This is a genomic window from Streptococcus infantis (genome assembly GCF_021497965.1).
Taxonomy (GTDB): domain Bacteria; phylum Bacillota; class Bacilli; order Lactobacillales; family Streptococcaceae; genus Streptococcus; species Streptococcus infantis_B.
In genome coordinates this window covers 734757-760542 of sequence record NZ_CP046525.1, presented here as the reverse complement: position 1 = coordinate 760542, position 25786 = coordinate 734757, and the positions used below count along the sequence as shown (strand labels likewise).

Here is a 25786-nt window from a genome sequence, read left to right as displayed (position 1 = left end):
CTAGTCTTCTACTTCATCCTCCCATACTTCTTCCTTCACAGCATCTCTATCATAAGGAAGTACAATGGTAAAGGTTGAACCCTTACCGTATTCACTCTTAGCCCAGATAAAACCATTATGTTGTTTAACGATTTCTTTTGCAATAGCAAGTCCTAAACCAGTACCACCTTGGGCACGGCTTCTAGCCTTATCAACCCTATAAAAACGGTCAAAAATCTTTGGTAAATCTTCTTTAGGGATCCCAAGTCCTTGATCCGAAATAGATAAAATCATCTGATCATCAGTTGTCTTCATGCTGACCGTAATTTTCCCACCATCTGGAGAATATTTGATAGCATTGTTGAGAATATTATCAATCACCTGTGTCATCTTATCGGTGTCAATCTCAATCCATACAGAAGTAATCGGATAGTCTCGAACAATCTCATATTTCTTCTCCTCATCCTGGGCTCGAATCTTGTCAAAACGGTTCAGGATAAAAGTAATGAAAGCGGTAAAGTTAATCAATTCAACATCCAAATGACTGGTAGCATTATCAATACGTGATAGATGTAAGAGGTCTGTCACCATACGCATCATCCGATTGGTCTCATCAAGAGAAACCTTTATAAAGTCTGGTGCAACTGGTTCTGAAAGAGCTCCTTCATCCAAGGCTTCAAGATAAGATTTTACACTAGTCAATGGAGTCCGTAACTCATGACTAACGTTCGAAACGAAAAGTCTTCTCTCGCGTTCTTCCTTCTCCTGTTCAGTCGTATCATGTAAGACTGCTACCAAACCAGAGATAAAACCAGACTCTCTACGAATCAAGGCAAAACGCACACGTAAACTGATATACTCGCCGTTGACATTTTGGGAATAAATCATCAATTCTGGACTTTGAGTAATCAAGTCCCTAAGCTCGTACTCATCCTCAATCTTGAGTAACTCAAGAATATTCTGATTCAGAGCTTCATCACGTTCAACACCAAGTTGTCTTTTAGCCATATCATTAATCATAGTGATTTGGCCCCGACGGTTAGTTGCAAGGACACCATCAGTCATGTATGACAAGATACTATGCAACCTTTTGCTTTCCTGCTCTAAGTTTTCCTGCGTCAGACGAATAACTTCTGACAAATCATTTAAGTTATTCGTGATATTAGTGATTTCACTATTCCCCTGCATATCCAGTACTTGGGAATAATCACCGGCAATTAAATCTTTAACCTTTTGATTTAACTGTTTGAGACGAATATTATCCCTTCGACCTTCAAGCAAAAGGAAACTCACGAGCATGATAAATCCAATTAAAATGAGAACAAAGATAAAATCTCTTGTCAGAATCGTTTGTTTAATTATATTAATCATTATTTCTCATGTAATAACCCACACCACGACGAGTCAAGATATACTCAGGTCTGCTTGGTGTGTCTTCAATCTTCTCACGTAGACGTCTAATGGTAACATCAACAGTACGAACATCACCGAAATAATCATATCCCCAAACAGTTTCAAGAAGGTGTTCACGGGTAATAACTTGACCAAGGTGAGAAGCTAAGTGATGCAATAACTCAAACTCTCTATGAGTTAAATCCAATTCTTCACCATATTTTTTCGCCACATAAGCATCAGGAAGAATCTCTAAATCTCCAATTTGAAGACTTTGTAATTTTGTATCTTCTTCTTGGTTCTCCACTGCTATTAAATCAGTACGACGAAGCAAAGCCTTAACACGCGCTTGTAGCTCACGGTTTGAAAATGGTTTTGTTACATAATCATCAGCTCCAAGCTCAAGACCAATAACCTTATCAAACTCGCTATCTTTTGCTGAAAGCATGATAATTGGAACACTACTTGTCTTGCGAATCGTTTTAGCCACTTCCAGACCATCAATTTCTGGTAACATCAAGTCCAAAATAATAATATCAGGTTTTTCAGCTTCGAACAGTTCAATAGCTTCACGTCCATTAAAGGCTGTTACAACTTCATAACCCTCTTTAGTCATATTAAACTTAATGATATCTGAGATTGGTTTCTCATCATCAACAATCAATATTTTTTTCATATAGTCACCTTTTTCCTTATATCAATTATACCAAAAAAATGCAAAGAAGACACGAAAGACTAGTATTATCAACATCTTTTTGAATACACTTGCCAAATCTTTTGTTGAGGTTTTGCTAGTGGGTAAAGGTCAAACTCTTCTGGAGTTAACCAAACAACTTCTTTATCGCTATATTCTTTGTCATCAACTACCTGCCCGGCTAAAATTCGGACATGCCACTTTCGATGGCTAAAGACATGTTTCACTTCTTCAAAATGGGTATCCTGCCAGTCAACCTCTAAATCATAATCCTGCTCAAAGCTTTCTTGAGGTGAAGGACCGAGCTGCTGAAATGATTCAGCCACTTGACTAAAGAGATTTAATTCTTCGTCTTTTGAAAATTCCTCTACCTCAATCAAGGGGAAATGCCAAAATCCAGCAAGCAACTTTTCACTTTCATTTTTCTCTAGTAAAAACTGTCCTTTACTATTTTGTACCACTAAAGCATTGAGATAAATAGGAACCGGCTTTTTCTTTGGTGCTTTAACGGGATAGCGAGCCATAGTTCCATGTTTATAGGCAGCGCTAAATTCTTTAACAGGACTATCCTCTGGTCTAGGGTTAACTGGAGCCTCAATATCTGAACCTAAATCCATCAAGGCCTGATTAAAATCACCTGGACGATCTGGATCAATCAAGATTTCCATCATAGCCTGAAATATTTTCCGATTGCTAGGATTTCCAATATCATGATTGACTTCAAATAGACGAGCCAGAACACGCATGACATTCCCATCAACTGCTGGTTGTGGAAGATTAAAAGCAATGCTTGAAATTGCACCAGCCGTATAGGGACCAATCCCCTTCAGACTTGAAATTCCTTCGTAAGTTGAAGGAAATTCTCCATTAAACTCATTCATAATCTGCTGAGCTGCTGTTTGCATATTGCGAACACGAGAATAATAACCAAGTCCTTCCCATGCTTTTAATAAACGTTCTTCAGGTGCGATTGCTAAACTCTCTACAGTCGGAAACCATTCTAGGAAACGCTCGTAATAGGGAATGACAGTATCAACTCTTGTTTGCTGCAACATAATTTCAGATACCCAAATATGGTAAGGATTCTTGCTTCTTCTCCAAGGTAAATCTCGCTTATTTTCATCATACCAGGCTAAAAGTTTTTGACGGAAAGAGAGAATTTTCTCCTCTTCCCACATGGTCACGCCGTATTTCTCCAAATCTAACATATATCTAGTATAGCATAACCTTATAGGATACTCAAAAAATGAAAATTGTCCATGTTTTAGTATCGACTCTCTTATCATGCCTGACTATCAGACATACTCTACTCTTTCTGTTATTTTCTATGATTTTTTGATATAATGACTCTTGAATGATTCTTTAAAGGAGATATCAATGCGTTTTAATCAATTTAGTTATTATCCCGTTACAAACCAACAAGCTTTACAGGAATTATCTGAGCTTGGATTCAAGCTTGATCTTTCAGCTTCACATAAAGAACAGTTTGAAGCTTTTGTTAGAACTTGTTTTTTCAATTTTAAAAATACGGATTATCCCCTCACTACTTTAGCAGTTGATAAAGAAACAGATTTACTCACTTTCTTCAATTCAGACCGTGAATTGACAGCAGAAATTTTCTATACTGTTGCCTTTCAACTACTTGGATTCAGTTACTTAGTAGACTTTGAAGATGGTCTGGCTTTTCACAAAGAAACAGCGTTTCCGATCGTTTACGGAGATTTAATCGACAATCTCTACCAGCTTTTAAATACACGCACTAAAAAAGGGAACACCCTTATCGATCAGTTAGTTAGTGATGGTCTTATTCCTGAGGACAATAACTATCACTACTTCAATGGCAAGAGTTTGGCAACCTTCAATACTAACAATGTCATTCGTGAAGTAGTTTATGTAGAGACTCGTGTTGATTCTGATAAAGATGGTCTACCTGACCTCATCAAGGTAAATATCATTCGTCCAGCCTACAATGGAAAGATTCCAGCTGTCATGACAGCAAGTCCATACCATCAAGGAACCAATGACAAAGCAAGCGATAAGGCTCTCTATAAGATGGAAGCCGAACTAGAAGTCAAGGAACCACATGAAATTACGTTAGAAAATCCAACCCTGGACTTGGTTGAACCCGTTGGGGATGCTGGACTTGTTTCTGAAGCTGAAGAAAAACTCACTCATATCAATAGCAGCTACACACTTAACGACTACTTCCTTCCAAGAGGATTTGCCAATATCTACGTATCAGGTCTTGGTACCAAAGATTCACAAGGTTTAATGACCAATGGAGATTACCGCCAAGTTGAAGCCTATAAGAATGTTATTGATTGGCTTAACGGTCGTTGTCGTGCCTTTACGGATCATAGTCGTAAACGTCAAGTAAAAGCTGATTGGTCAAATGGTAAAGTGGCAACTACTGGTCTTTCTTACCTAGGAACAATGTCTAACGGTCTTGCTACTACAGGAGTTGAAGGTTTAGAAGTCATTATCGCTGAAGCAGGTATCTCATCATGGTACAACTATTACCGAGAAAATGGTCTGGTAACAAGCCCTGGTGGCTATCCAGGGGAGGACTTCGATTCATTAGATGAATTAACTTATTCTCGTAATCTCTTAGCTGGTGACTATATTCGTGGAAATGAGGCTCATAAAGCTTCCATAGAAGAACTCAAGATAAATCTAGACCGTAAAACTGGAGATTATAACCAGTTTTGGCATGACAGAAACTACCTTCTTAATGCTAAAAAGGTTAAGGCTGAAGTTGTCTTTACCCACGGTTCACAAGACTGGAATGTAAAACCACTTCATGTCTATCAAATGTTCAATGCTCTTCCAAGTCATATTAATAAACATCTCTTTTACCATAACGGTGCCCATGTTTATATGAACAACTGGCAGTCTATTGATTTCCGTGAATCCATGAATGCCCTTTTGACACAGAAATTATTGGGTCAAAGCACTAACTACCAACTTTCAAGTGTCGTTTGGCAAGACAATACTGCTCCTCAAACTTGGCTGTCACTTGAAGATTTTGGAAATCAAACTGACCATAAAACTTTCTCTTTAGGTACTGAGGAAGCTGTCATTGAAAATCATTACCAAGATTCTGACTTCGAACGATTTGTAAAAACTTACCAAACCTTTAACAATGAACTTTATCAAGGTAAGGTGAATCAGATTACTATTGATCTTCCAGTGACTGAAGATCTTCATATCAATGGTCGTGTTAAACTAAATCTTCGTCTCAAGTCAAGTATCAATAAAGGTCTTCTCTCTGCTCAACTTCTCGAACTTGGTCAAAAGAAATACCTTCAACCTTATCCTGGAGTCTTGGCTACTCGTACGATTGATAATGGTCGCTACCATATGCTGGAAAACCTTTGCGAACTACCATTTAGCCCAAATGCCCAACGTGTTATTACCAAAGGCTACCTCAATCTCCAAAATCGTCATGATTTATTAAAAATTGAAGAAGTTAAACCAGATGAATGGATGGAATTCCAATTTGAACTCCAACCAACTATTTATAAACTAAAAGAAGGCGATACTCTCCGACTCGTTCTTTATACTACTGACTTTGAAATTACTGTCCGTGACAATACTGACTATCAATTAACTGTAGACCTTGCGCAATCTAGTCTGGAAATCCCAGATCAAAAGTAATTAGTAAACCAGAAAACCCGTGATACAAATATCACGGGTTCTTTTGTTCTTATTTTTTTTCTTCGGCTTTTTTCTTCATTCTCGCAAGTCTCAATGAACGATTGGGATTGAGGCGATTAAAAAGTTCTTCTAATTTCTTTTCATTCCAGACATCTGCTGCAGAAACAAAATTTCCATCAGCATCTCGGAAAGATATTGGTTTATCACCCATAGCTATCTCCTAGTCTACAAATTCAAACTCAAATTTTCCAATACGGACAAGGTCGCCGTCCTTAGCACCACGAGCACGAAGAGCTTCATCAACTCCCATACCACGCAACTGACGCGCAAATTTCATGACAGACTCATCACGGTCAAAGTTAGTCATGTTAAAGAGTTTCATGAGTTTTTCACCTGAAAGAACCCAAGTTGCATCGTCATCACGGCCAATCTCAAATGGTTTTTCTTCCTCATCAAAGCCATAGTAAACCTCTTCTTCCATCTCTGACTCATCATAAAGAAGGAATTCTGGCGTTTTATCAAGAAGCTCAGCCGTTGCATCTAATAGCGGTGCAAGTCCTTGCTTAGTCAAACCTGAAATTGGGAAGATTGGCGGTAATTCTTCAAATTCATCATAATTAGTAGCCAATTTTTTCTTGAACTCTTCAAGGTTTTCTTGACTCTCAGGCATATCCATTTTATTGGCAACAATAATCTGTGGACGCTCCATAAGACGAAGGTTATAAGATTCAAGTTCCTTATTGATTGCTAAATAGTCCTCATAAGGATCACGTCCTTCACTAGCTGACATGTCAATGATATGAAGAATAACGCGAGTACGCTCGATATGGCGAAGGAACTGAGTCCCCAAGCCAACACCTTGGCTAGCACCTTCAATCAATCCAGGAAGGTCTGCAACGGCAAAGGATTCACCGGACTGGGTACGAACCATACCAAGATTTGGTACAATAGTCGTAAAGTGGTAGGCCCCAATTTTTGGCTTAGCGGAGGTAATCACGCTAAGGAGTGTTGATTTACCTACAGATGGGAAACCAACCAAACCAACATCCGCAAGGATTTTAAGTTCTAACTGTAATTCACGTTCTTGACCAGGTTCTCCGTTTTCTGAGATTTCTGGCGCAGGATTTTTAGGTGTTGCAAAACGGATATTTCCGCGACCACCACGACCACCGTGAGCCACGATGAACTCTTGTCCGTTCTCTATCAAATCAGTGAGAACTTTCCCAGTCTCCGCATCACGCACAGTTGTCCCTTGAGGTACACGGACAATCAAGTCTTCTGCCCCTCTACCATGCATTCCTTTTGTCATCCCTTTTTCACCTGATTGGGCCTTGAAATGACGATTGTAACGGAAGTCCATAAGGGTACGCAAGCCTTCGTCTACAACGAAAATAACATTACCACCACGTCCTCCATCACCGCCCCAAGGTCCACCGTTAGGGACATATTTTTCACGACGAAAGGCAACCATGCCATCGCCACCATTACCAGCCTTTACCTTAATCTTGGCTGTGTCTAAAAACATACTCATATTCTTTTCTCACTTTAAAAAGGGCTGGGAAATCCCAGTCACCAACTATTTGAAATAAATCCTACAACTAGCAATTTAGAATCTGCTAAATACACCAATTGCAGTCGCAAAAATACCTGCTAAAGTAACAAACAACATGATTAATACGACAAACATTGTTAGTTTTTCAAAGAAAGTTTTTTTACGTTTACCATTATCACCGAATGCCATGTTTTCTCCTTTATTATTATTATTCTCTAATTTTAAAAATCATTTGATACAGATGTATCACCAACAAAAACACATCAGATTCCCTATTTTATATCTGTCAAATTCGCATTTCCTCTCTATTTGTAATTTCCGAATATCTTATCAATAAAAGTCTCGAAAAAATCCGCTTTACATTATTCTCTGAAGTTTTTCAAGCTGATCGCATATCCGATGCCACTGATAATCGATAGGATCGCGACAAACTCTACCACTAGAAAAAATAGAGAGAAGGCATCTTGTCCAGAAAAAACCGTACTAAACAACCAATATAACAAGTCATTTAAGAAGGGAATATAGCCTATAAACCAAATAAAGATTGGGGCATATCCAATCGTCCCTGCTATTAAAAACGTATTGGTCACGAATTTAGAGACTCTATCATCGCCTTTATAGTAAAGCTTACTCTTCAAAGCTACACAGAAAATCGTCAGATACGTAGACAGTATTAGAATTAATATAGAACCAAACATCTGGCCATTTGCTCCGATTCCTGCCGCGAGTAATCCCACGGGAGATACCATTAAAAATGCTCCTCCAACAATGCCCACAAAAACACACCAGATTACCCATTTCTTACTTTGCATGTTCTCGTCTCCTTTAAGTGTTAGTCCTCAAATTTCCTTAGGGACATGGCATAATAAATGCCCCAGACAACGGATAAAATCGCTGATAGAAACATGAAACCGAGGGCACGTGCAAAGCCATCGCTTCCGTCGAACAAGGCATCCATTATCCAATCAATAAGTCCGCTGAACATTGGAATATTTGCCAAGGCAATCAGTAAGGTTACAACGAAACCTACCCCGCTTGAAGTTACAAATAAATTCGCAATCACCTGATTCACACGTTCATCTTTTTTATAATAGTAAGCACTTTTCAATGCTACGAAAAAGATAATGGCAAATGTCACTACTGCTAAAGCAAGAGATATCAGTGCCCCCGAACGACTAGCACCAATCGCAGCAGCCAATAACGCACATATAAAGAAGATCGATAAGGGCCCTCCTACAATACCTACCAGTGCACTGATTTTGGCCCATCTTTTCTTTTTCATTATCTCAACTCCTTTAACGGACAAATCTATTTAATGAAATTTAATATCCCGCACCAGAAATAAACCCCAAATGAATCCCATTTCACCGATTTGAAGTTTCAAATCATTGAATATTATTAGTCTCGCTTTTACTCTAATCTTTTTCTTAAAATTCATTTGATACAGGAGCAATTGCCCACAAAATCAAATAAGCAACGATTCCAGCTCCATAACAGAAAGCCAAAACTCCCCAGATAACACGAACAATGGTAGGATCAATATCAAAATAATGTGCTACTCCTGCGCAGACACCACCAATTTTTTGATCTCTACCACTTCTCATCAATTTCTTATTCATTGTTTTATCCTTTCATCGGAAGAATTTAATCATTCAAATATTTTCTTAGATTTCTTAATTGTTTTCTTGATGCCTTAAGCATACGTCTAGAACCTTTAACTGGCATCTTAACGGCCTGTTGTGGAATATAAAAGACTGTCTTTAAAATACGTTTTGTAACAGGTTCGTCAGTTCTGGTTTCTTTGGCAAAATTATTTGAAATAATGACATCTAGATAGAATTCATGGACTCTTCTACCAAAATTCTCAGCAGAAATTTCATATAATTTTTCAGCCAAGTGTTTTTCATCCATTGACGGTGTAGCAAGTAAAGCCTCAAGAATCGCTCCTGCCAAGTCTCTTTCCTCATAATAAAGGGTTCCGAACATTTTATCATTGATGAGATTATCCAAATAAGGATTACCATGGGCAATAACAGGTGTCTTACTAGCTAAACTTTCAAGATAAGTCAATCCCTGAGTCTCACTTGTAGAAGCCGATATGAAGAAATCGGCTGCCTTATAATAGAGTGCCGTCTCATTTGGCGGAATCATACCTGTAAAGATAACCGAATCTTGAATTTTTAAATCTTCTGCTTGCTCCTTAAGATTGTCTAAATAAGGTCCATCTCCAGCTACAACCAGTTTAACATTTGGTTCTTCTTTTAAGACATCTGGTAAAGCTTTAAGAACTGCTTGAATATTCTTCTCGTAAGAAACTCGAGAAAGACTTAGAAGCATCTTTTCGTCTTGTTGAATCCCTAGTTTATCCCGTAAGTCACTAATGTGTTCAGGACCAATCTCAGGGCGTTCAAATTTGGCAAGTTCAATTCCAGTAGGAATAACACGCTTTTCAACTTTTACCTTATAGTCAGATAAAAGATCGCGTACAATTTCACTCGGACAAATGACTCCATCAACGTCATGCAAAAAACCTCGAACAAGATATTTAACCATACTTGGACGAATTAACATCCCCTTAGCAATATAGTGGACATAATCCTCGTACTGGGTATGATATGTATGAATGACTGGGATTTTCAGTTCTCGTGCAATCCATATTCCCAATAAACCAAGAGAAAACTCTGTCTGGGTATGAATAATATCGAGTTTGTATTGTTTAGCAATCTCAAGAGCCTTCGTAAATCCACGGTAAGCGAAACGACGGTCTTTAAAGGCAAAGAAAGGGACACTAGGAATACGAATAATCTGCCAGTCTTCATAACGATTGACATCCTTATCGGTTGTCGTGAAGATAAAGACTGCATGTCCTTGCTTTTCAAGCTCTGTTTTTAAGGTTCGAATACTGGTTGCAACACCCGAAACCTGTGGGAAATAAGTATCTGTAAATAATCCAATTCGCATATACTACCTCATTTTTTTCCTAAAGCTGCTTGCTCCCGATAGAATTTAAGCCAGATTTCCAAGAGATGATCTTCTGAATATTCTCTAGAAATAGCCTTAGCCCTCTCTTTTAATTCTTTTAGTGCTTCTGGATGCGCTCTGTATTCCAAAATGGCTTCTTTCATATCTTCCACATCAGTAGTTGGTCGATAATTTCCTTCTAGAATCACCTTATAAAGATCTAAATCTCGAAGCATAATGGGTGCTTCACAACTTGCAGCTTCAAGAATGGTCATTGGAAAGAGCTCGTTATAACTAGGAAGTAAGAACAAATCTGCCAAAGCGTACAGCTCTCTCATCCGTTCTGGCTCAACAATCCCAGGGAAAATTAAATTTTTTGGAGGATTATCCATGATTTTTTTATAGCGTTCATAACCATCCGTGATACCACCAAAAGAGAAGCCACCAGCCCAAATAAAGGTAATATCTGGTAACTCTTCAGCAAGTGTAATGAAATCATCAATCCCTTTACGCTTTTGAACCTGCCCAGCTCCTACTACTACGAATTGATTTTCGCTCAACCCCATGTCATGTCGAAGTTTACTTACTTCTTCTACAGGAAGTGGATGCCATTTTTCTTTATTCACAAAGTTTGGGATATAGGTTACTTTTTCACGGGGAATCCCAGCTGCAACCAAATCTTCGATGAAAGTAGGATTGACCACAACCAAATGTTCCATACGGTCATAAAAGGAAAATACGTACCGCTTCACGATTCCTTTTAGGAAGAATGGAATCTTCAAGCTACCTTCTAAGGTATCAGGCAAGAAATGGACATAACCAATTCTACGACCAGAACGCTTCTTTTGGAATGTTGACAAATAATAAGGAAGATCGATTGTATGAAAATGAGTAACATCAGCTTCTACAGGAAGATTCTCCGTTACAATTAGTTGGTCTTTCGCATCACGTTTCAAAAGTTGCACAAGTTCACGGTAAGCTCCAGAAACACCTTGGCCTGCTACCTTTTCACTTGAACTTAGCATATTGATGCGTAATTTCTCTTTTTCCATACTATCCATTATATCATTTTATTGAAAGAAAATCAGCAAATTAAAAGAGAGATAGCATAAAAGCTAGGGAATTTCCTAACAACTATACTATTTCTCTTTTTTATATAATTCTATTTAATACCTAAAGCGATACGTGCATAGCGACTCATTTTTTCAACCGTCCAAGCTGGATACCAAACTAATTTAACTTCAACGTTGGTAACCTCTGGAACATCTGTCATTGCATCATAGATTTGGTCAGTTAAGAGATCTGCCAAAGGACAACCCATAGTTGTCAAAGTCATATCAATCTCTGTCTCACCTGTATCACCATCAAAACGAATCTCATAAATAAGACCTAAGTTGACGATATCGATTCCTAATTCTGGGTCTATAACTTCTTCTAAAGCTGTCAAAATCCGTGTTTTGATGTTTTCAATTTGCTCTTCTGTGTAAGCCATATTCAGTCTCCTCTATCTTAATCTTCGATAAAGTCACGAAGCGGTTTGCTACGACTTGGCTGTCGAAGTTTTCTTAAAGCTTTTGCCTCAATCTGACGAATACGCTCACGAGTAACGTTAAAGACTTTACCCACATCTTCTAACGTACGCATTTTCCCATCATCGAGACCAAAACGAAGACGAAGAACATTCTCTTCACGGTCAGTCAATGTGTCTAACACTTCATCCAACTGCTCACGCAAAACTATGCGAGTTGTGTAATCAACTGGATTTTCAATCACTTCATCTTCGATAAAGTCACCAAGATGGCTGTCATCTTCTTCACCAATAGGTGTTTCAAGAGAAACTGGTTCCTGAGCAATCTTAAGGATTTCACGAACCTTATCAGGTGTCATATCCATACGTTCTGCAATTTGTTCAGGAGTAGGGTCTTGTCCCAACTCTTGAAGAAGATTACGTTGTTCACGAACAAGCTTGTTGATAGTTTCCACCATGTGAACTGGGATACGGATGGTACGAGCTTGGTCAGCAATGGCACGAGTAATGGCCTGACGGATCCACCAAGTTGCATAAGTTGAGAATTTGAACCCTTTAGAGTAGTCAAATTTATCAACGGCTTTCATAAGCCCCATGTTACCCTCTTGGATTAAGTCAAGGAATTGCATTCCACGTCCAACATAGCGTTTCGCGATAGACACAACCAAACGAAGGTTAGCTTCTGCTAGACGTTGCTTAGCTTCAACATCGCCAGCCTCAACAGCAAGGGCCAACTCTTTTTCCTCTTCGTTTGTAAGAAGAGGTACAACTCCAATTTCTTTCAAGTACATACGAACAGGGTCATTGACCTTGGCAGATGTAGAACCAATTAAGTCCTCATCACTTAGTTCCGGTTCTTCTTCTGTACTTAGAACACGTTCACTTGGATTTCCTTCGTTATCCGTGATTGCAATACCTGCATCTTGAATACGTTGCAAAAGATTTTCAATCCCTTCAACATCAAGAGCAAAAGGAATTACAAGGACATTGTTAATTTCATCATCTGTCGCAGTACCAGTTTTCTTATGGTTACGAATAAACTCAGCGACTTGGACATCAAAAGTTGTTACTTCTTTTTGTTTTTTTGCCATTCTTACTCCATTCTTCTTTTTTGGGCAATTAAGCGTTCAAGCTCTTCTAAAGCAGTATCTGTATCACCTACATGACTAGCTTCCTGAACCTTCTTTTTAATCTGCAAATTTTGTTGATTCAACAGAGCACGATTTCTCGACTCTTCCACTTCTTTTAACTCTTCTGGAGACATTTCAGAAGGTAAATCCAAGGCTAACACTTGGTACCAAGCATTTTCAACTTCTCTAGTCTGGTTAGCCAAATCTTCCGAAGTGATCGATCCATTATCAATCAGCAGACCATACAAGGTTTGAAACTCAGGTGTTTCAAATACAAAATTATCTCTCAAGCGATAATCATTGAGCACCAAAGGATGTTCCATCATACGGTAAAGAATATGCGCTTCAGCCCGCATAACTGCTGTCAGTTGTTTAGAAACTGACATTGTGATAGGTGTCGGATTAACGACTTGCTTAACCTTCTCTTGTCTCTGTCTAACACGACTTTCATTAATAATGTGCTCTACTTGTTGAAAATCAAAAGATGGTAAATGATCCGTCAGTAAATGAATATAGGTGTTCTGTGCTGTGATAGAAGGTTCTTTGACGATAAGAGGTGCAATTTTCTCGATAAAATCAATCTGTGCTTGGAGATTTTCACTATTACTAGGTTTGTAATGGTGAATGTAAAACTCAATCGGACTGATTCGAGTATTGGATAAAAGATAAGCCAAATCCTCTGGAGAATTCTTTTGTAAATACTCATCAGGGTCCATTGCATCTGGAATCTGAACAATTTGAACTGGTAAATCACCAAGTTCCTTTAGAGCTTTATCGGTTGCTGCTTGTCCTGCCTTATCACCATCATAAGTGATAATCACTTTTTTAGTAAAGCGTTTGAGATGTTCAACGTGTTCAGCAGTCAAGGCTGTTCCCATGGAAGCTACAGCATTTTCAATACCAGCACGGTAGGCTGCAATGACATCCATAAAACCTTCCATCAGATAAATTTCAGGAGCTTTACCAGACCCTTTTTTTACTCTATCCAAATGATATAATTCGTAACTCTTATTAAAAATTGCCGTCGCTCGACTATTTTTATACTTGGCAGTTTGAGAATCCGTCTCTTGCCAAACACGACCAGAAAAAGCAATTACCTTACCTTGATCATTAGAGAGTGGAAATATAATCCGGTTATGGAAGGTATCAAAGAATTGATTACTCTCGGAAAGATAAAACAGACCTGAATCCAGCAAGTCCTTTTCGCTATAATCATTAGCTAAACGTTGGTAGAGATAAGAACGTTCAGCAGGAGCTAAACCAATCATAAAATGTTTAATGACATCATCAGTCAAGCCACGTTTATAGAGATAGTTTCTTGCTTCCTCACCCATTTTTGTTGTCATGAGAATAGCATGATAAAAGCGTGTAGCCTTATCATGCATCTCATAAAGATTTTGATGAGGGGACGTATGTTGAGCAGTGTTATGGACAGGAGTTTCCAGGTGCATCCCAAGACGTTCGCCTAGAATCCTCACTGCATCGGTAAAGGTAACTTGTTGATATTCTTCAATAAACTTAAAGACATCTCCAGAACGGCCACAACCAAAACAGTGGTAAAACTGCTTATCTTCAACTACGTTAAAGGAAGGGGTCTTTTCACCATGAAAAGGACAGAGCCCTAAAAAGTTCCGTCCAGATTTTTGTAAGGAAATTACTTCTCCTATGATTTCGACAATATTGGTATTGTTTTTGATTTCTTCGATGACTCTCTTGTCAACCATAGACAATACCTCCATTTTATCACAGTTTACTTTATATAGTATACTTTATTTCTGAAAAAAAGTAAACCATTTCATCCCCTTTACATACTCCTATTTCATAGATTATGAACTTTTTTAAAGTAAAATTTTATTTAAAAGCAAATAACCTTGAAAATAAAAATCATAGCTAAAATTTTCTATTCGTTTCAAAAACAAAAACTTAGAGGTAAATACTACCTCTAAGCTTATAGTTAATGTGAATTCTTAATCAAACAGTTGATAATAATCAGAAATCTTCATTTTAGCTTTTTCATCCTTATTCAAATCTTGGATGATTTGTCCATCTTTCATAACAATCAAGCGATTTCCATACTTGAGAGCATCTTCCATATGGTGAGTAATCATCAAAGCAGTTAGATGGTCCTTGTTGACAAAGTCATTTGTCAATTCCATCAAAGCAACACTTGTTTTAGGGTCAAGGGCAGCTGTGTGTTCATCTAACAAAAGTAGTTCTGGACGTTTTAGTGTTGCCATTAAGAGACTTAAAGCCTGTCTTTGTCCACCTGATAAAAATTCAATCGGAGTATCCAAATGCTTCTCTAGACCATTGCCAACTTTCTCAATGGTTGCTTGAAATTCTTCTTTATAGGCTGAGAGTTTTCTTGGAAATAAACCACGTTTTTCTCCACGAAACTTAGCAATCAAAAGGTTTTCTGCGACTGTCATACGTGGAGCTGTCCCCATCTTTGGATCTTGAAAAACACGAGAAAGATACTTGGCACGTTTTTCAGGGGTAAAATGAGTTACATCTTCGCCCATGATGCGAATGCTACCACTTGTCAAAGGTAGAGTTCCCGCAATGCTATTAAAGAGGGTTGACTTCCCTGCTCCATTTCCACCCAAGATTGTGATAAAGTCATGTTCATAAATTTCAAGTGAAACATTGTTTAGGATAATTTTTTCCTCGTCGAAGCCATTTTTCACAATTTTTGTGGCATTTTTTAATTCTACAATTGCTGTCATTTGCTTAATTTGACTCCTTTCAAGTATTTATCCTTAAGGGTTGGAATTACCAAGCAAGTTGCCAGGATAAGAGCACTGTACAAACGGAGGTAGCTAGTATTAAAGCCGAGAGCAATAACTCCCCATACCAAGAATTGGTAACTGATGGAACCAACTACAATGGTAACTAGGCGTTCTGCTAGAGTTAGACTCTTGAAGAGAACTTCACCGATAATCAAGCTGGCAAGACCAACTACGATAACCCCGATACCACGAGAGACATCGGCATATCCTTCTTGTTGGGCGATAAGGGCACCAGCAAGTGCGATTACACCATTTGACAAGACCAAGCCCATAAGCTCCATACGTCCTGTATTGATACCAAAACTACGAGCCATATCTGGATTATCTCCTGTAGCAATATAGGCCTGTCCAAGTTTGGTATCTAGGAAGAAAAGCATGAGTAAAATGACCAAAGTAACAAAAATCAAACCTGTCAGTAATTGATTAATCTCTGATGAAAATGGAAGAACATCTTGGATCTGCTTGGTGTTTAAGAGTCCAAGGTTAGCCCGTCCCATAATCATGAGCATGATAGAATGACAAGAAGTCATGACCAAAATTCCTGATAAAAGGGTGGGAATCTTCCCTTTTGTATAAAGAAGACCCGCTGCTAAACCAGCAAGACAACCCGCTCCTACAGCTGCTAAAGTCGCAAGAAAAGGATTAACCCCTTGGGTAATGAGAGTAACTGCTACTGCTCCTCCCAAAGGGAAGGAACCTTCAGTTGTCATATCTGGAAAGTTCAGGATTCGAAAGGTCATAAAGATTCCTAAACCTAGGATAGCCCAGACCAATCCCTGTGAAATAATAGATATTAGCATGTTTGATTCGTTTCCTTTATTCTAAAAATTGGAGGAGATGTCTCCAACTCCTCCTTTATTCTTATTCGATTACTTGACCAGCTTCTTTGATAACTGATTCAGGAATAGTAATTCCAAGTTCTTGAGCAACTTTCTTGTTGATAACTGATTTACCAGTTGAGAAGACATTAACTGGTGTATCTGCAGGCTTTTCACCCTTCAAGACTTTTGCAATCATTTTACCAGTAGCAACACCAAGATCGTGTTGGTCCACAACGACTGATGCCAAACCTCCAGCTTCTACCATGGCAGTCGCACTTGGGTAGATTGGTTTTTTAGCTGTTTGGTTACTTGATACTACAGTTGAAAATGCAGATGCGATTGTGTTATCAATTGGAACCCAGATTGCATCAACTTTACCAGTCATAACGTTCACTGTTGAAGCAATTTCGTTCGTTGAAGGTACTGCAAAAGTTTCTACTTTCAAACCAGCTTTTTCAGCGTAAGCTTTGAACTCTTCAACTTGTGATTTAGAGTTATCTTCGCTACTTGAATAAAGAGCTCCAACCGTCTTGACATCAGGAGTCAATGTTTTGATCAATTCAACCTGTTGTTCAGCAGGGTTGTGGTCAGATACCCCAGTGATGTTCCCACCTGGTTTTTCCAAGTTTTGTACAAGGTTAGCACCAATTGGGTCCGTGATAGCTGCCATGATAACAGGAAGGTCTTTTGTTGCACTTGCAAGTCCTTGAGCAGCAGGTGTTGCGATTCCGACAACGACATCATTTCCGTTTGCCACCAATTGTTTACTCATTGTAGCAACCTTACTTTGGTCACCTTCTGAGTTCATAAAGTCGATTTTAACTTTGTCGCCTTTATAACCTTCTTCAGCAAGACCATCCTGGATTCCTTGGTAAATCAAATCAAGTGATGGATGGCTGACGAATTGTAGAACACCTACTTTAGCTGTCTTGTTAGCTGTCTCTGTTTTAGTTTCCTGTTTTGTTAAGTTAGAGTAGACCAAGCTTCCTCCAACTACAAGTGCTAGTGCTGCGATAATACTAATTAAACGTTTATTCATATCTATTTCTCCTTATTTTCTTAAACTTAGTAATGTTCATTTCACTTTCAATATAACTTTACCAAGCGTCGCCATCGTTTGATTTCCATAATTTTTTCCTCCTCATAGAAAAAATCCTCACACAAAAAACTTGTGTGAGGACGTCGATGCGCGGTGCCACCTCAATTATAGGAACTAGTCCTATCGCTCTTACTCGCTTCACGAGTTGCACTGTAAGGTGTGCCTACCGAATTCTTATGATTTCAAATTCTTAATAACATCCAGCCCAATTTCATCATCTTCATCTGACTGTTTTCACCACCCACAGACTCGCTAGAAAAAATTCGATGATTACTTTCTGAATGCTTAAATTATATCATTTTCCTAAAACTTGTCAAGGTTTTTCATGAATTATTTTAAAAAATTATGAAAATTCCTACGGTTTTTGGAAAAAATTGCTTGTATTAACCTGAATTACGTAATCCTGTAGCAATTCCGTTAATAGTTGTATGAATTAATCTTTCTTCATCTGAAGAAAGCTCACCACGACGTTGACGCTTAATCAACTCCAACTGAATATAGTTCAGAATGTTGAAATAAGGCATACGGTAGTTTAGACTATCTTTCAAGTATGTATTTTCTGCCAAAAGTTCATCATATCCTTCGATGGCTAAGATAACGTTCTTGGTCAATTGCCATTCATCTAAGATAGTATAGAAGACTGCTTGTACTTCTTCACTTTCACATAGTTTAGCGTACTCAAAAGCAATGTTCATGTTAGATTTTGACAAAACCATATCTACGTTAGAGAGAAGAGACTGGAAGAATGGCCAGTTTTTATACATTTCTCTAAGCGTTTCGATATTTTTAGGATCCTGATCGATAAATTCCTTAAAGCTTGAACCCACTCCATACCAACCTGGGAACATAACACGACTTTGTGACCATGAGAATACCCAAGGAATGGCGCGTAGACCACCAATTTCAGTAATCGTTTTACGAGCTGCTGGACGAGAACCAATATTGAAACTTGAGATTGCCTTGATTGGACTAGATTCGAAGAAATAATCATAGAAATGTTCATTTCCAAATACTAGCTCACGGTAGATATCGTAACTGCGTTCCACCACTTGATCCATGATAGCTTCATAGCGATTTGAAGTATTGGTATCACTCTTCTTCTTAGTAATCATACGGTTGATAGCTGCTGAAACCAACATTTCAAGGTTATAGTAGGCTGCATCCTTGTTTCCGTATTTGTTTCCGATAACTTCACCTTGTTCAGTCAATCGAATACGATCTTTGATTGATTTGAGTGGTTGAGAAGCAATGGCATCATAAGTTGGTCCACCACCACGGCCAACGGTACCACCACGACCATGGAAAAAGGTTACTTTGACTCCGTATTCATCACCAATAGCAGTCAATTGTTTTTGAGCCTTATAGAGTGTCCAACAAGATGAAAGATATCCACCATCTTTGTTACTATCAGAGTAGCCAAGCATGATTTCCTGGTAATTGTCTCTAGAAGCAATCCACTTCTTAGCAAGTGGTAAACAGAAATACTTTCTCATTGTTTCTTCAGAATGATCTAAGTCCTCAATCGTTTCAAAAAGAGGAACGATTTGAACACGAGCTTTTTCAGCATCCACCAGACCGACTTCTTTGAGCATGATGGCTAATTCCAGCATATCAGATACGCTAGTTGCGTGAGAGATAATTGTTTGACGAATGACGTCTTCTCCCAAACGATCTTTTAATTCACGTGCAGTTTGGAAAATAGCCAATTCTTTTTCGAGCAGTTCAGACTTCTCAGCATGAGTTGCAGACAAGATGCGAGGATCTTCTAACAATTCATGTAAGAGCAACTCGCACTTTTCATCTTCTGACAAATCGCTATAGTGGTCATTGATTCCAGCAGATGCTAACAATTCAGCAACACAGGCTTCATGGACACTTGAGTCTTGACGCATATCAATTGATGCCAAGTAGAAACCGAAGACCTCAACTGCTTCTAGTAATTCTGCAAACTCACCAGTCAACAAGGCTTCTGCTTTATTCTCAAGCAATGAATCCTTAATAACATTTAAATCATGCTTAAACTCTTCAATCGTTTCATAGTAGGGTGGGCGCTCATCTGCTAAGTCTTGGATAGCACCTGTAAGTCGGCTACTGATATAGTCGGTTATCTCTCCCTGTTGGTATCCTTGAGCACCAAGGAGACGTTCAACATGATGTCGTTCATCTGCTGATGAACCAATAAGAGCCCACTCTTTTAAATTCAAAAGCGTTTGAATTAATTTAGATTGGATAAAGTGAAAAGCACGACGGTAAGGTTCTTTTTCACGGAAGACAGATGTATCACTAGATTGCGCAGCCATTTCTTCAACAGCCTTGCTTGTCTTGGATAAATTAGTAGAAAGAGAGAAAGTTCGATAGAGACTAGAAATCTTGCTGATATAGTAGTTGAAGATGACTTCGCTTTGAATGGTTGCTGAACGCATGAGAGTTTCAGCTGTTACAAATGGATTTCCATCACGGTCTCCACCGATCCACATTCCCATAGTAATAGGTTTGGCTTGTTTAAGATCAATTCCTTGTTCTTTTGCTAGACGTTTGTACTCTAGCATTAAGTTAGGGACAGCCTGTAGGAAAGAACTATTGTAGTACTCCATCACATTTGTGATTTCATTAGTTACTTTTAGTTTCTTTTCACGAATCATATCCGTCTGCATGATAATCTCTATATAGCGACGAAGATCATTGTGCCATTTTTCCTTGTTAATAAGGCCCATTCTTACGTCACGATATTTACGTAAGAGCGAATGGATATGAGTTGTCAAATCCAACATACTCTTCCGTTGCACTTGTGTTGGGTGGGCTGTTAATACTGGAACAACGTTCAAATGTTCTAGAATTTCAGCGGCATTTTCTTTTTCTGCTACCATTTCAATGGTTGTTGACAATTTTCCAAGATAATCTTGGTCGATATTGTTTAAATGGTTAATCTCGTAAGCCAAGTCAACGTCTTCAGAAATATTGATTAATAGTGGCAAAATAGAGAAATATCTAGAGATGTAGACCATTTCATCATTGGAAAGACTTCTGACTACTTTATCCAAACCTTGATAGTCTAATTTTGATGATAGCTCCTTCAACTGCATAATCTTGTCAAAGGTTTCAGTGGGAAGCATATTTTTAGTAATATCTTCAAGCAAATCTGTCAAGATTTGAACTTCTTCTTGGACTACAGTTTTATTTCTGTTATTTTCTAGTTTTTGAAGAGACATTTTTTTCTCCTTGTCACATTTTCTTAGAGCTGTGCTTCATATTCGCTGTAAAGTTTTGCACGTTTTTCACTTGCATCGATATTCAACACAAAGGCAATAGCTACAGATAGAACCAACAAACTATTTCCTCCCTGAGAAAGGAATGGGAAAGTTACACCTGTAGATGGAATCAAACCTGAAATCCCACCTATATTGACGAATACCTGGATCAAAATCATTCCACCGATACCGATTGCCACCATTGAGTTAAATGGATCTTTTGCTCGAACACCAACCAAGATAATACGAAGGATTAAGAAGAATACAAGAGCTAAGATAAGACTAGCACCGACAAAACCAAACTCTTCGATGACGATAGAAAATACAAAGTCCGTGTGTGCTTCAGGTAGATATCCACGTTTTTCAATAGAGTTTCCTAAGCCTAAGCCAAACCATCCACCGTTAACCATAGCGTAATAAGAATTCGCTAATTGGTGTCCCGCACCAGCTACGTCATCAAATGGATTAAAGAAGGCACTAAAGCGTTTAGCTACGTATCCAAATACTGGAATCTTAGAAAACTTATCCACACCAATCAATTTAATGGCTGTAAGGGAAACAAAGGATAAACTAGTCAATATTCCAAGAATAGTTGCAAACCATCGATGAGCTATCCCACTAATTGAGTACATCAACAATGCTACTAAAAAGAGAATTGTCGCATTTCCAAGGTCAGGGAAAATAGCCAAGCTACCAATCATGACTATGAGTACAAATCGCCAATCATTAAAAGATCTTGGTAACCATTGGTTTTGAGTTAAAACTTGAAAGTCATAGACACCAATTTCTTCTTGTTGTTTTGAAAAACGTTGAGCCAAGTACCAGATAATAATAATTTTCAAGTATTCGGCAGGTTGAACAGTAATTGGTCCTACTTTAATCCAACCGTAGGCACCATTAATAGGAATCCCAATCAAACGTGCTAGAGCAAGCAATACTAACTCTGAAAACATCACAATGAATAACAAGCGTTCATTACGTAAAAATCCTAGCTTCAACTTATAGATAACTGCAATCAGTATTAAACTAGCGAACCAAAATATACCTTGGTTTCGAACTAATTGAAAAGCGCTCTGTCCTTCTTGGATTAAGGACGCACTCGTTGTCGAATATACCACTATCAAGCCCAAAACAGACAAGAGGATATAGGGCACTAAAATGGAATAATTCAACAGGTGCCGTTTACTAATTTTCATACTTCACCACTAACAAATCTTATTTTTTATTAATTTTAGTTTTCTTGCTATTATACCATTTTTTGAGTTAGAAAAAAACTCTTACCCTTTAACCAACTGAATTTCTATTTATTGAGATTCTCTATCAATTTTTGTTTTTATAATTGGTATTCCAAATATATTAAAAACTCTACCTTTCTTAGTAGAAAGATAGAGTCTTAATCTTTAGTTAGAAGATGTAGTTGTAGTTTCTGTTGTTGAATCACTTTGGATGTATTGAGTAAAGATATTTTGGAAGGCTTGATCTTTAACCTTGATATTTGCAGCTTGCAATTCTTTACTAATGACACCTTGAACAAAAGTTGCATCATTTTGTTTTTGAGTAAGAATGATTGTCTTCAATTTTTCTTTATAATCATCAATATTAGAAGATTTTTCAGTTTTCTTAATCAATTTAACAATATAGAAACTGCTAGAATAAGCTTGTGTTCCTGGAGCTGTGATTACATCTGAAATACCATCTACATCAAGAGCAAATGCAGCTTTTTTAACAACGTCTGGCAATTCTGTTGACGCAGAGTCAAAAGTGATTTCTCCACCATTTGCTTTTGTCTTTTCGTCAGTTGAATTATCCTTAGCCAGTTGTGCGAAGTCAGCTCCAGATTCTTTTGCTTTAGCAAGAACTTCTTTGGCCTTATCTTCACTATCAAGTTTAATAATTTGCGCAGTTACATCCGGTGTGTACTCATCGTAAGCTTTTTTGTAGTTTTCGTCTGTCAATTCTGATTCTGCAGCTTTCTTAACAGCGTACTCAACTAATTTACTTGTACGGATTTGAGCTTTACGACTTTCAGCTGTCATACCAGCACGAGAAAGAACGATTTGATAGCTATCGCCGTATTTTTGTTGTTCTTCTGCTACAGCATCTTCAACTTCCTTATCACTTACTTCAGAACCATATTGTTTTTCGAAAACTTTTTGAATAGTCATATTAAGCAAAACTTGTTGAGCAGTTGAGTTGTTTTTCACTTCTTCATAGAATTGATGTTCTGTGATAACATCACCCTTCATTGTAATGAGGTCAGCTCCTTCAGAGCTATTTGAGCAAGCAGCCAAAGTAGCTACTGATAACAAAGTGATGGCACCGGCCAATAATTTTTTCTTCATGATTACTCCTTTTATTCACTCGATAAATATTTATATTATCTATTTTACTAAATTGTCTTAAAAAAATCTGAAATTAATCAAAATCTGGCAGTTCAACTACTGCTTGAGTCTTTCTCAGCATCAATATCCCATCTCCAAGAGGAACCAGACTGGCTGTTAGTCCTGGGTTATCTAAAGTTGCATCAAATAGTCTTTGCAAACCACGATAGATTGTTCGTTGTCCACGTCGAACTTCCATGATATCCTTAGCGATGTCACCACCTTGAAAAACATCATCCAAGACGACTACTCCTCCAACATCTAGGTGTTTGAGAATTTCTGGAAGAAATACGATGTATTTAGACTTGGCAGAATCCATAAAAACAAAGTCATAGGTCTCTGTCAATGTTGACAAGATATCTACCGCATCCCCTTCTAAGAGAGTGATTTGTTTACGGCTGTCAAATTTTGCAAAATTTAATTTAGCAAAACCAATCATTTCAGGATTACGGTCAATGGTTGTAATCTTTGCATTTGGGGCATGTTGAGCCATCAAAAGTGCAGAAAAACCAATTGCGGTTCCAATCTCTAAAATGTTTTTGGGTTGTATTGTTTCCATTAGGAAACGAAAATAAGCGACAGTTTCATGAGGGATGATGGGAATATTTTCCTTGCGAGCAAAGTTTTCTAGTTCTTTTAAGGAACCTGACACTTGCTTTTGTCGTTGACGTAAAAATTCGACGATTTCTTCTTTTACGACAGGACGTCGCATGTTGTGGTTAGCATTTTTACTGTATGACTCAACCATCTTATGCTAATCCTAATTTTTCAACAAGGGCTTCAAACTCATCCAAACGACGTTCAAAGACTGCAAAGGCATCGTTGAGATAATCTTCTTTTTCCATGTCAACACCAGCTTTACGCATGATGTTGAGTGGATAGTCTGACTTCCCAGCCTTCAGGTATTCAATATAACGGTCACGATCCTCTTGGCTACCATGAACAATCTTTTCAGCCAAGGCTGAAGCTGCTGCAAAACCAGTTGAATATTGATATACATAGTAATTATAGTAGAAATGAGGAATTCGAGCCCACTCGTACTGGATTTGTGGATTATCTTCTTTGCTCAAACCATAGTATTCTTGGTTCAAGTCTGCATAGAGTTTGTTTAGGAACTCGCTTGTTAAGACTTCACCGTTTTGATCTGCTTGGTGGATGGCATGTTCAAATTCTGCAAATTGAGTTTGGCGGAATACTGTTCCACGGAAACCATCCAAGAAGTTGTTGAGAATGGCAAAGCGTGTTGCATCATCTTGAACTTCTTGCAATAATTTTTCTGTCAGGATGTTTTCATTGGTTGTTGAAGCAATCTCAGCTAGGAAAATTGAGTAATCTCCGTAAACGTAAGGCTGAGTTTCACGTGTATAGCTAGAATGCATACTGTGACCTGTCTCATGTACAAGAGTAAAGAGATTATCTAGATTATCTTGCCAATTGAGGAGCATAAAGGCGTTGGTATCATAAGAACCACCTGAGTAAGCACCTGATCGCTTCCCTTGATTCTCATAAACATCAATCCAACGTTCGCTGAAGGCACGTTTCACACGACTCAAGTAATCTTCACCAAGAACTGCCAAAGCTTCTTCTGCTTTCTTTAAGGCTTCCTCATAAGTAAAGCTGTATTCCACTGAAGACAAAGGAGTGTAGACATCGTACATCTTGAGGTCTGGAATACCCAAGATTTTTGAGCGAAGAGCTAGATAACGGTGCAAGAGTGGCAAATGCTTGCGAACAGCAGATACTAGATTGTCATAAACACTTTCTGGCACAAAGTTTGCTGCAAGAGCTGCTTCACGCGCACTCTTGTAGTTACGAACCTTAGCACGATAGTTTTGCACTTTAACATTGGTCTGCAAAGTTTTTGCGTAAGTGTGCTGGTATTGCTCATAGGTAGAGTAAAGAGCTTCATAAGCTCCACGACGAACCTCACGATTTTTAGATTCTACTAAGCGCATATAAACACCGTGTGACAATTGAACTTCATTTCCATCTTCATCTTTAACGAATGGAAAGACAATATCTGCATTATCTAAAATAGCAAAGGTTTCACTAGCAGCACCGAAGATTTCACCAGCACCTGCAAGCAACTCTTCTTCACGTTGTGAAAGGACATGGTCCTTATTTTGCAATAGTTTATCAAAGAAGTGTTTATATGGTTGGAGTTTTGGTTCTTCTGCTAGAAAGTTTTGATATTGCTCTTCTGTGATAGCCATAAATTCTGGCTCATAGAATGAAAAGACTTGATCAAGTTGACTATAAAGAGCCATAGCTTTTGCATAGTATTCTTGATACTTAGCTACTCTTGTATCTTGATCGTTTTTCATATGTGCATAAACATAAAGTTTTTCAAGACGACGACTCAATTCTAGATAACGCTCTGTAATGTCAAGAAGACTCTCTGCACTATCCAAGAGATGTCCCTCAAGACTAGCTGCTTGTTTTGTATCTTCCGTTAGAAGGGCAAGTTCTTCTTCCCATTTTTGGTCTGTTTCAAAGATAGTGGACAAATCCCATGTATCTTTTTCATCTATTTCATTTCGTTGTAATACCATAAA

At 38.2% G+C, this 25786-nt stretch carries 23 protein-coding genes; 1 reads left to right on the top strand and 22 read right to left on the bottom strand.

All coding sequences use genetic code 11. The features are described from left to right. The 3 genes from vicK to mutY form a co-directional block, all read right to left on the bottom strand. Positions 1–1350, bottom strand: coding sequence for a cell wall metabolism sensor histidine kinase VicK (vicK, locus tag GOM46_RS03755; protein WP_235084094.1), 1350 nt, complete (start codon positions 1348–1350; stop codon positions 1–3). After that, positions 1343–2047: a response regulator YycF gene (yycF, locus tag GOM46_RS03750; RefSeq protein WP_235084093.1), complete on the bottom strand. Its 705-nt coding sequence runs from the start codon at positions 2045–2047 to the stop codon at positions 1343–1345. The genes vicK and yycF overlap by 8 nt, the downstream gene beginning before the upstream one ends. 68 nt (positions 2048–2115) lie before the next feature. Then, on the bottom strand, positions 2116–3273 hold the full coding sequence (mutY, locus tag GOM46_RS03745; protein ID WP_235084092.1) for an A/G-specific adenine glycosylase: 1158 nt from the start codon (positions 3271–3273) through the stop codon (positions 2116–2118). A 169-nt stretch (positions 3274–3442) separates the two neighbouring features. Here mutY and GOM46_RS03740 point away from each other — a divergent pair, with 169 nt between their 5' ends. After that, complete coding sequence (locus GOM46_RS03740) at positions 3443–5722, top strand: Xaa-Pro dipeptidyl-peptidase (protein ID WP_235084091.1); 2280 nt, start codon at positions 3443–3445, stop codon at positions 5720–5722. 49 nt (positions 5723–5771) lie between these two features. On the opposite strand, the gene GOM46_RS03735 is transcribed toward GOM46_RS03740, so the two are convergent. From GOM46_RS03735 to pepF, 19 genes are all read right to left on the bottom strand, one after another. Next, a complete protein-coding gene (locus GOM46_RS03735; protein WP_235084090.1) occupies positions 5772–5933 on the bottom strand; it encodes a hypothetical protein in 162 nt (53 codons plus the stop codon). A 9-nt stretch (positions 5934–5942) separates the two neighbouring features. Continuing rightward, positions 5943–7253 carry a GTPase ObgE gene (gene obgE, locus GOM46_RS03730; RefSeq protein ID WP_235084089.1) on the bottom strand — a complete coding sequence of 437 codons (1311 nt, stop codon included), beginning with the start codon at positions 7251–7253 and terminating at the stop codon, positions 5943–5945. A gap of 75 nt (positions 7254–7328) precedes the next feature. Continuing rightward, a complete protein-coding gene (locus tag GOM46_RS03725; RefSeq protein ID WP_000863850.1) occupies positions 7329–7463 on the bottom strand; it encodes a DUF4044 domain-containing protein in 135 nt (44 codons plus the stop codon). A gap of 173 nt (positions 7464–7636) precedes the next feature. Beyond that, positions 7637–8086, bottom strand: a complete 450-nt coding sequence (locus GOM46_RS03720) for a hypothetical protein (RefSeq protein WP_006150604.1) — start codon at positions 8084–8086, stop codon at positions 7637–7639. A 20-nt stretch (positions 8087–8106) separates the two neighbouring features. After that, on the bottom strand, positions 8107–8556 hold the full coding sequence (locus GOM46_RS03715) for a hypothetical protein (protein WP_235084088.1): 450 nt from the start codon (positions 8554–8556) through the stop codon (positions 8107–8109). 145 nt (positions 8557–8701) lie between these two features. Beyond that, complete coding sequence (locus tag GOM46_RS03710; protein ID WP_235084087.1) at positions 8702–8893, bottom strand: PspC domain-containing protein; 192 nt, start codon at positions 8891–8893, stop codon at positions 8702–8704. Positions 8894–8918: 25 nt separating this feature from the next. Continuing rightward, positions 8919–10235, bottom strand: coding sequence for a glycosyltransferase family 4 protein (locus GOM46_RS03705; RefSeq protein ID WP_235084086.1), 1317 nt, complete (start codon positions 10233–10235; stop codon positions 8919–8921). 8 nt (positions 10236–10243) lie between these two features. Further along, complete coding sequence (locus GOM46_RS03700; protein ID WP_235084085.1) at positions 10244–11287, bottom strand: glycosyltransferase family 4 protein; 1044 nt, start codon at positions 11285–11287, stop codon at positions 10244–10246. 110 nt (positions 11288–11397) lie between these two features. Then, complete coding sequence (locus GOM46_RS03695) at positions 11398–11727, bottom strand: metal-sulfur cluster assembly factor (protein WP_000331926.1); 330 nt, start codon at positions 11725–11727, stop codon at positions 11398–11400. Positions 11728–11744: 17 nt separating this feature from the next. Then, positions 11745–12854: an RNA polymerase sigma factor RpoD gene (gene rpoD, locus GOM46_RS03690; RefSeq protein WP_004252673.1), complete on the bottom strand. Its 1110-nt coding sequence runs from the start codon at positions 12852–12854 to the stop codon at positions 11745–11747. A gap of 2 nt (positions 12855–12856) precedes the next feature. Continuing rightward, positions 12857–14617: a DNA primase gene (gene dnaG / locus GOM46_RS03685; RefSeq protein WP_235084084.1), complete on the bottom strand. Its 1761-nt coding sequence runs from the start codon at positions 14615–14617 to the stop codon at positions 12857–12859. 243 nt (positions 14618–14860) lie between these two features. Next, complete coding sequence (locus GOM46_RS03680) at positions 14861–15619, bottom strand: ABC transporter ATP-binding protein (RefSeq protein WP_235084083.1); 759 nt, start codon at positions 15617–15619, stop codon at positions 14861–14863. Next, positions 15616–16482, bottom strand: coding sequence for an ABC transporter permease (locus GOM46_RS03675; protein ID WP_016465932.1), 867 nt, complete (start codon positions 16480–16482; stop codon positions 15616–15618). The genes GOM46_RS03680 and GOM46_RS03675 overlap by 4 nt, the downstream gene beginning before the upstream one ends. A 61-nt stretch (positions 16483–16543) precedes the next feature. Beyond that, positions 16544–17542 carry a tryptophan ABC transporter substrate-binding protein gene (gene trpX / locus GOM46_RS03670; RefSeq protein WP_235084082.1) on the bottom strand — a complete coding sequence of 333 codons (999 nt, stop codon included), beginning with the start codon at positions 17540–17542 and terminating at the stop codon, positions 16544–16546. A 443-nt stretch (positions 17543–17985) separates the two neighbouring features. Beyond that, complete coding sequence (gene ppc, locus GOM46_RS03665) at positions 17986–20811, bottom strand: phosphoenolpyruvate carboxylase (protein WP_235084081.1); 2826 nt, start codon at positions 20809–20811, stop codon at positions 17986–17988. A gap of 23 nt (positions 20812–20834) precedes the next feature. Continuing rightward, entirely contained in the window at positions 20835–22046 is a 1212-nt protein-coding gene (gene ftsW / locus GOM46_RS03660) for a cell division peptidoglycan polymerase FtsW (RefSeq protein ID WP_235084080.1), read from the bottom strand. Between the two features lie 204 nt (positions 22047–22250). Further along, complete coding sequence (prsA, locus tag GOM46_RS03655) at positions 22251–23192, bottom strand: peptidylprolyl isomerase PrsA (RefSeq protein WP_235084079.1); 942 nt, start codon at positions 23190–23192, stop codon at positions 22251–22253. 73 nt (positions 23193–23265) lie between these two features. Then, positions 23266–23979, bottom strand: a complete 714-nt coding sequence (locus GOM46_RS03650; protein WP_235084078.1) for an O-methyltransferase — start codon at positions 23977–23979, stop codon at positions 23266–23268. A gap of 1 nt (position 23980) precedes the next feature. Beyond that, a complete protein-coding gene (gene pepF / locus GOM46_RS03645; RefSeq protein WP_235084077.1) occupies positions 23981–25783 on the bottom strand; it encodes an oligoendopeptidase F in 1803 nt (600 codons plus the stop codon). Positions 25784–25786: the final 3 nt, after the last annotated feature.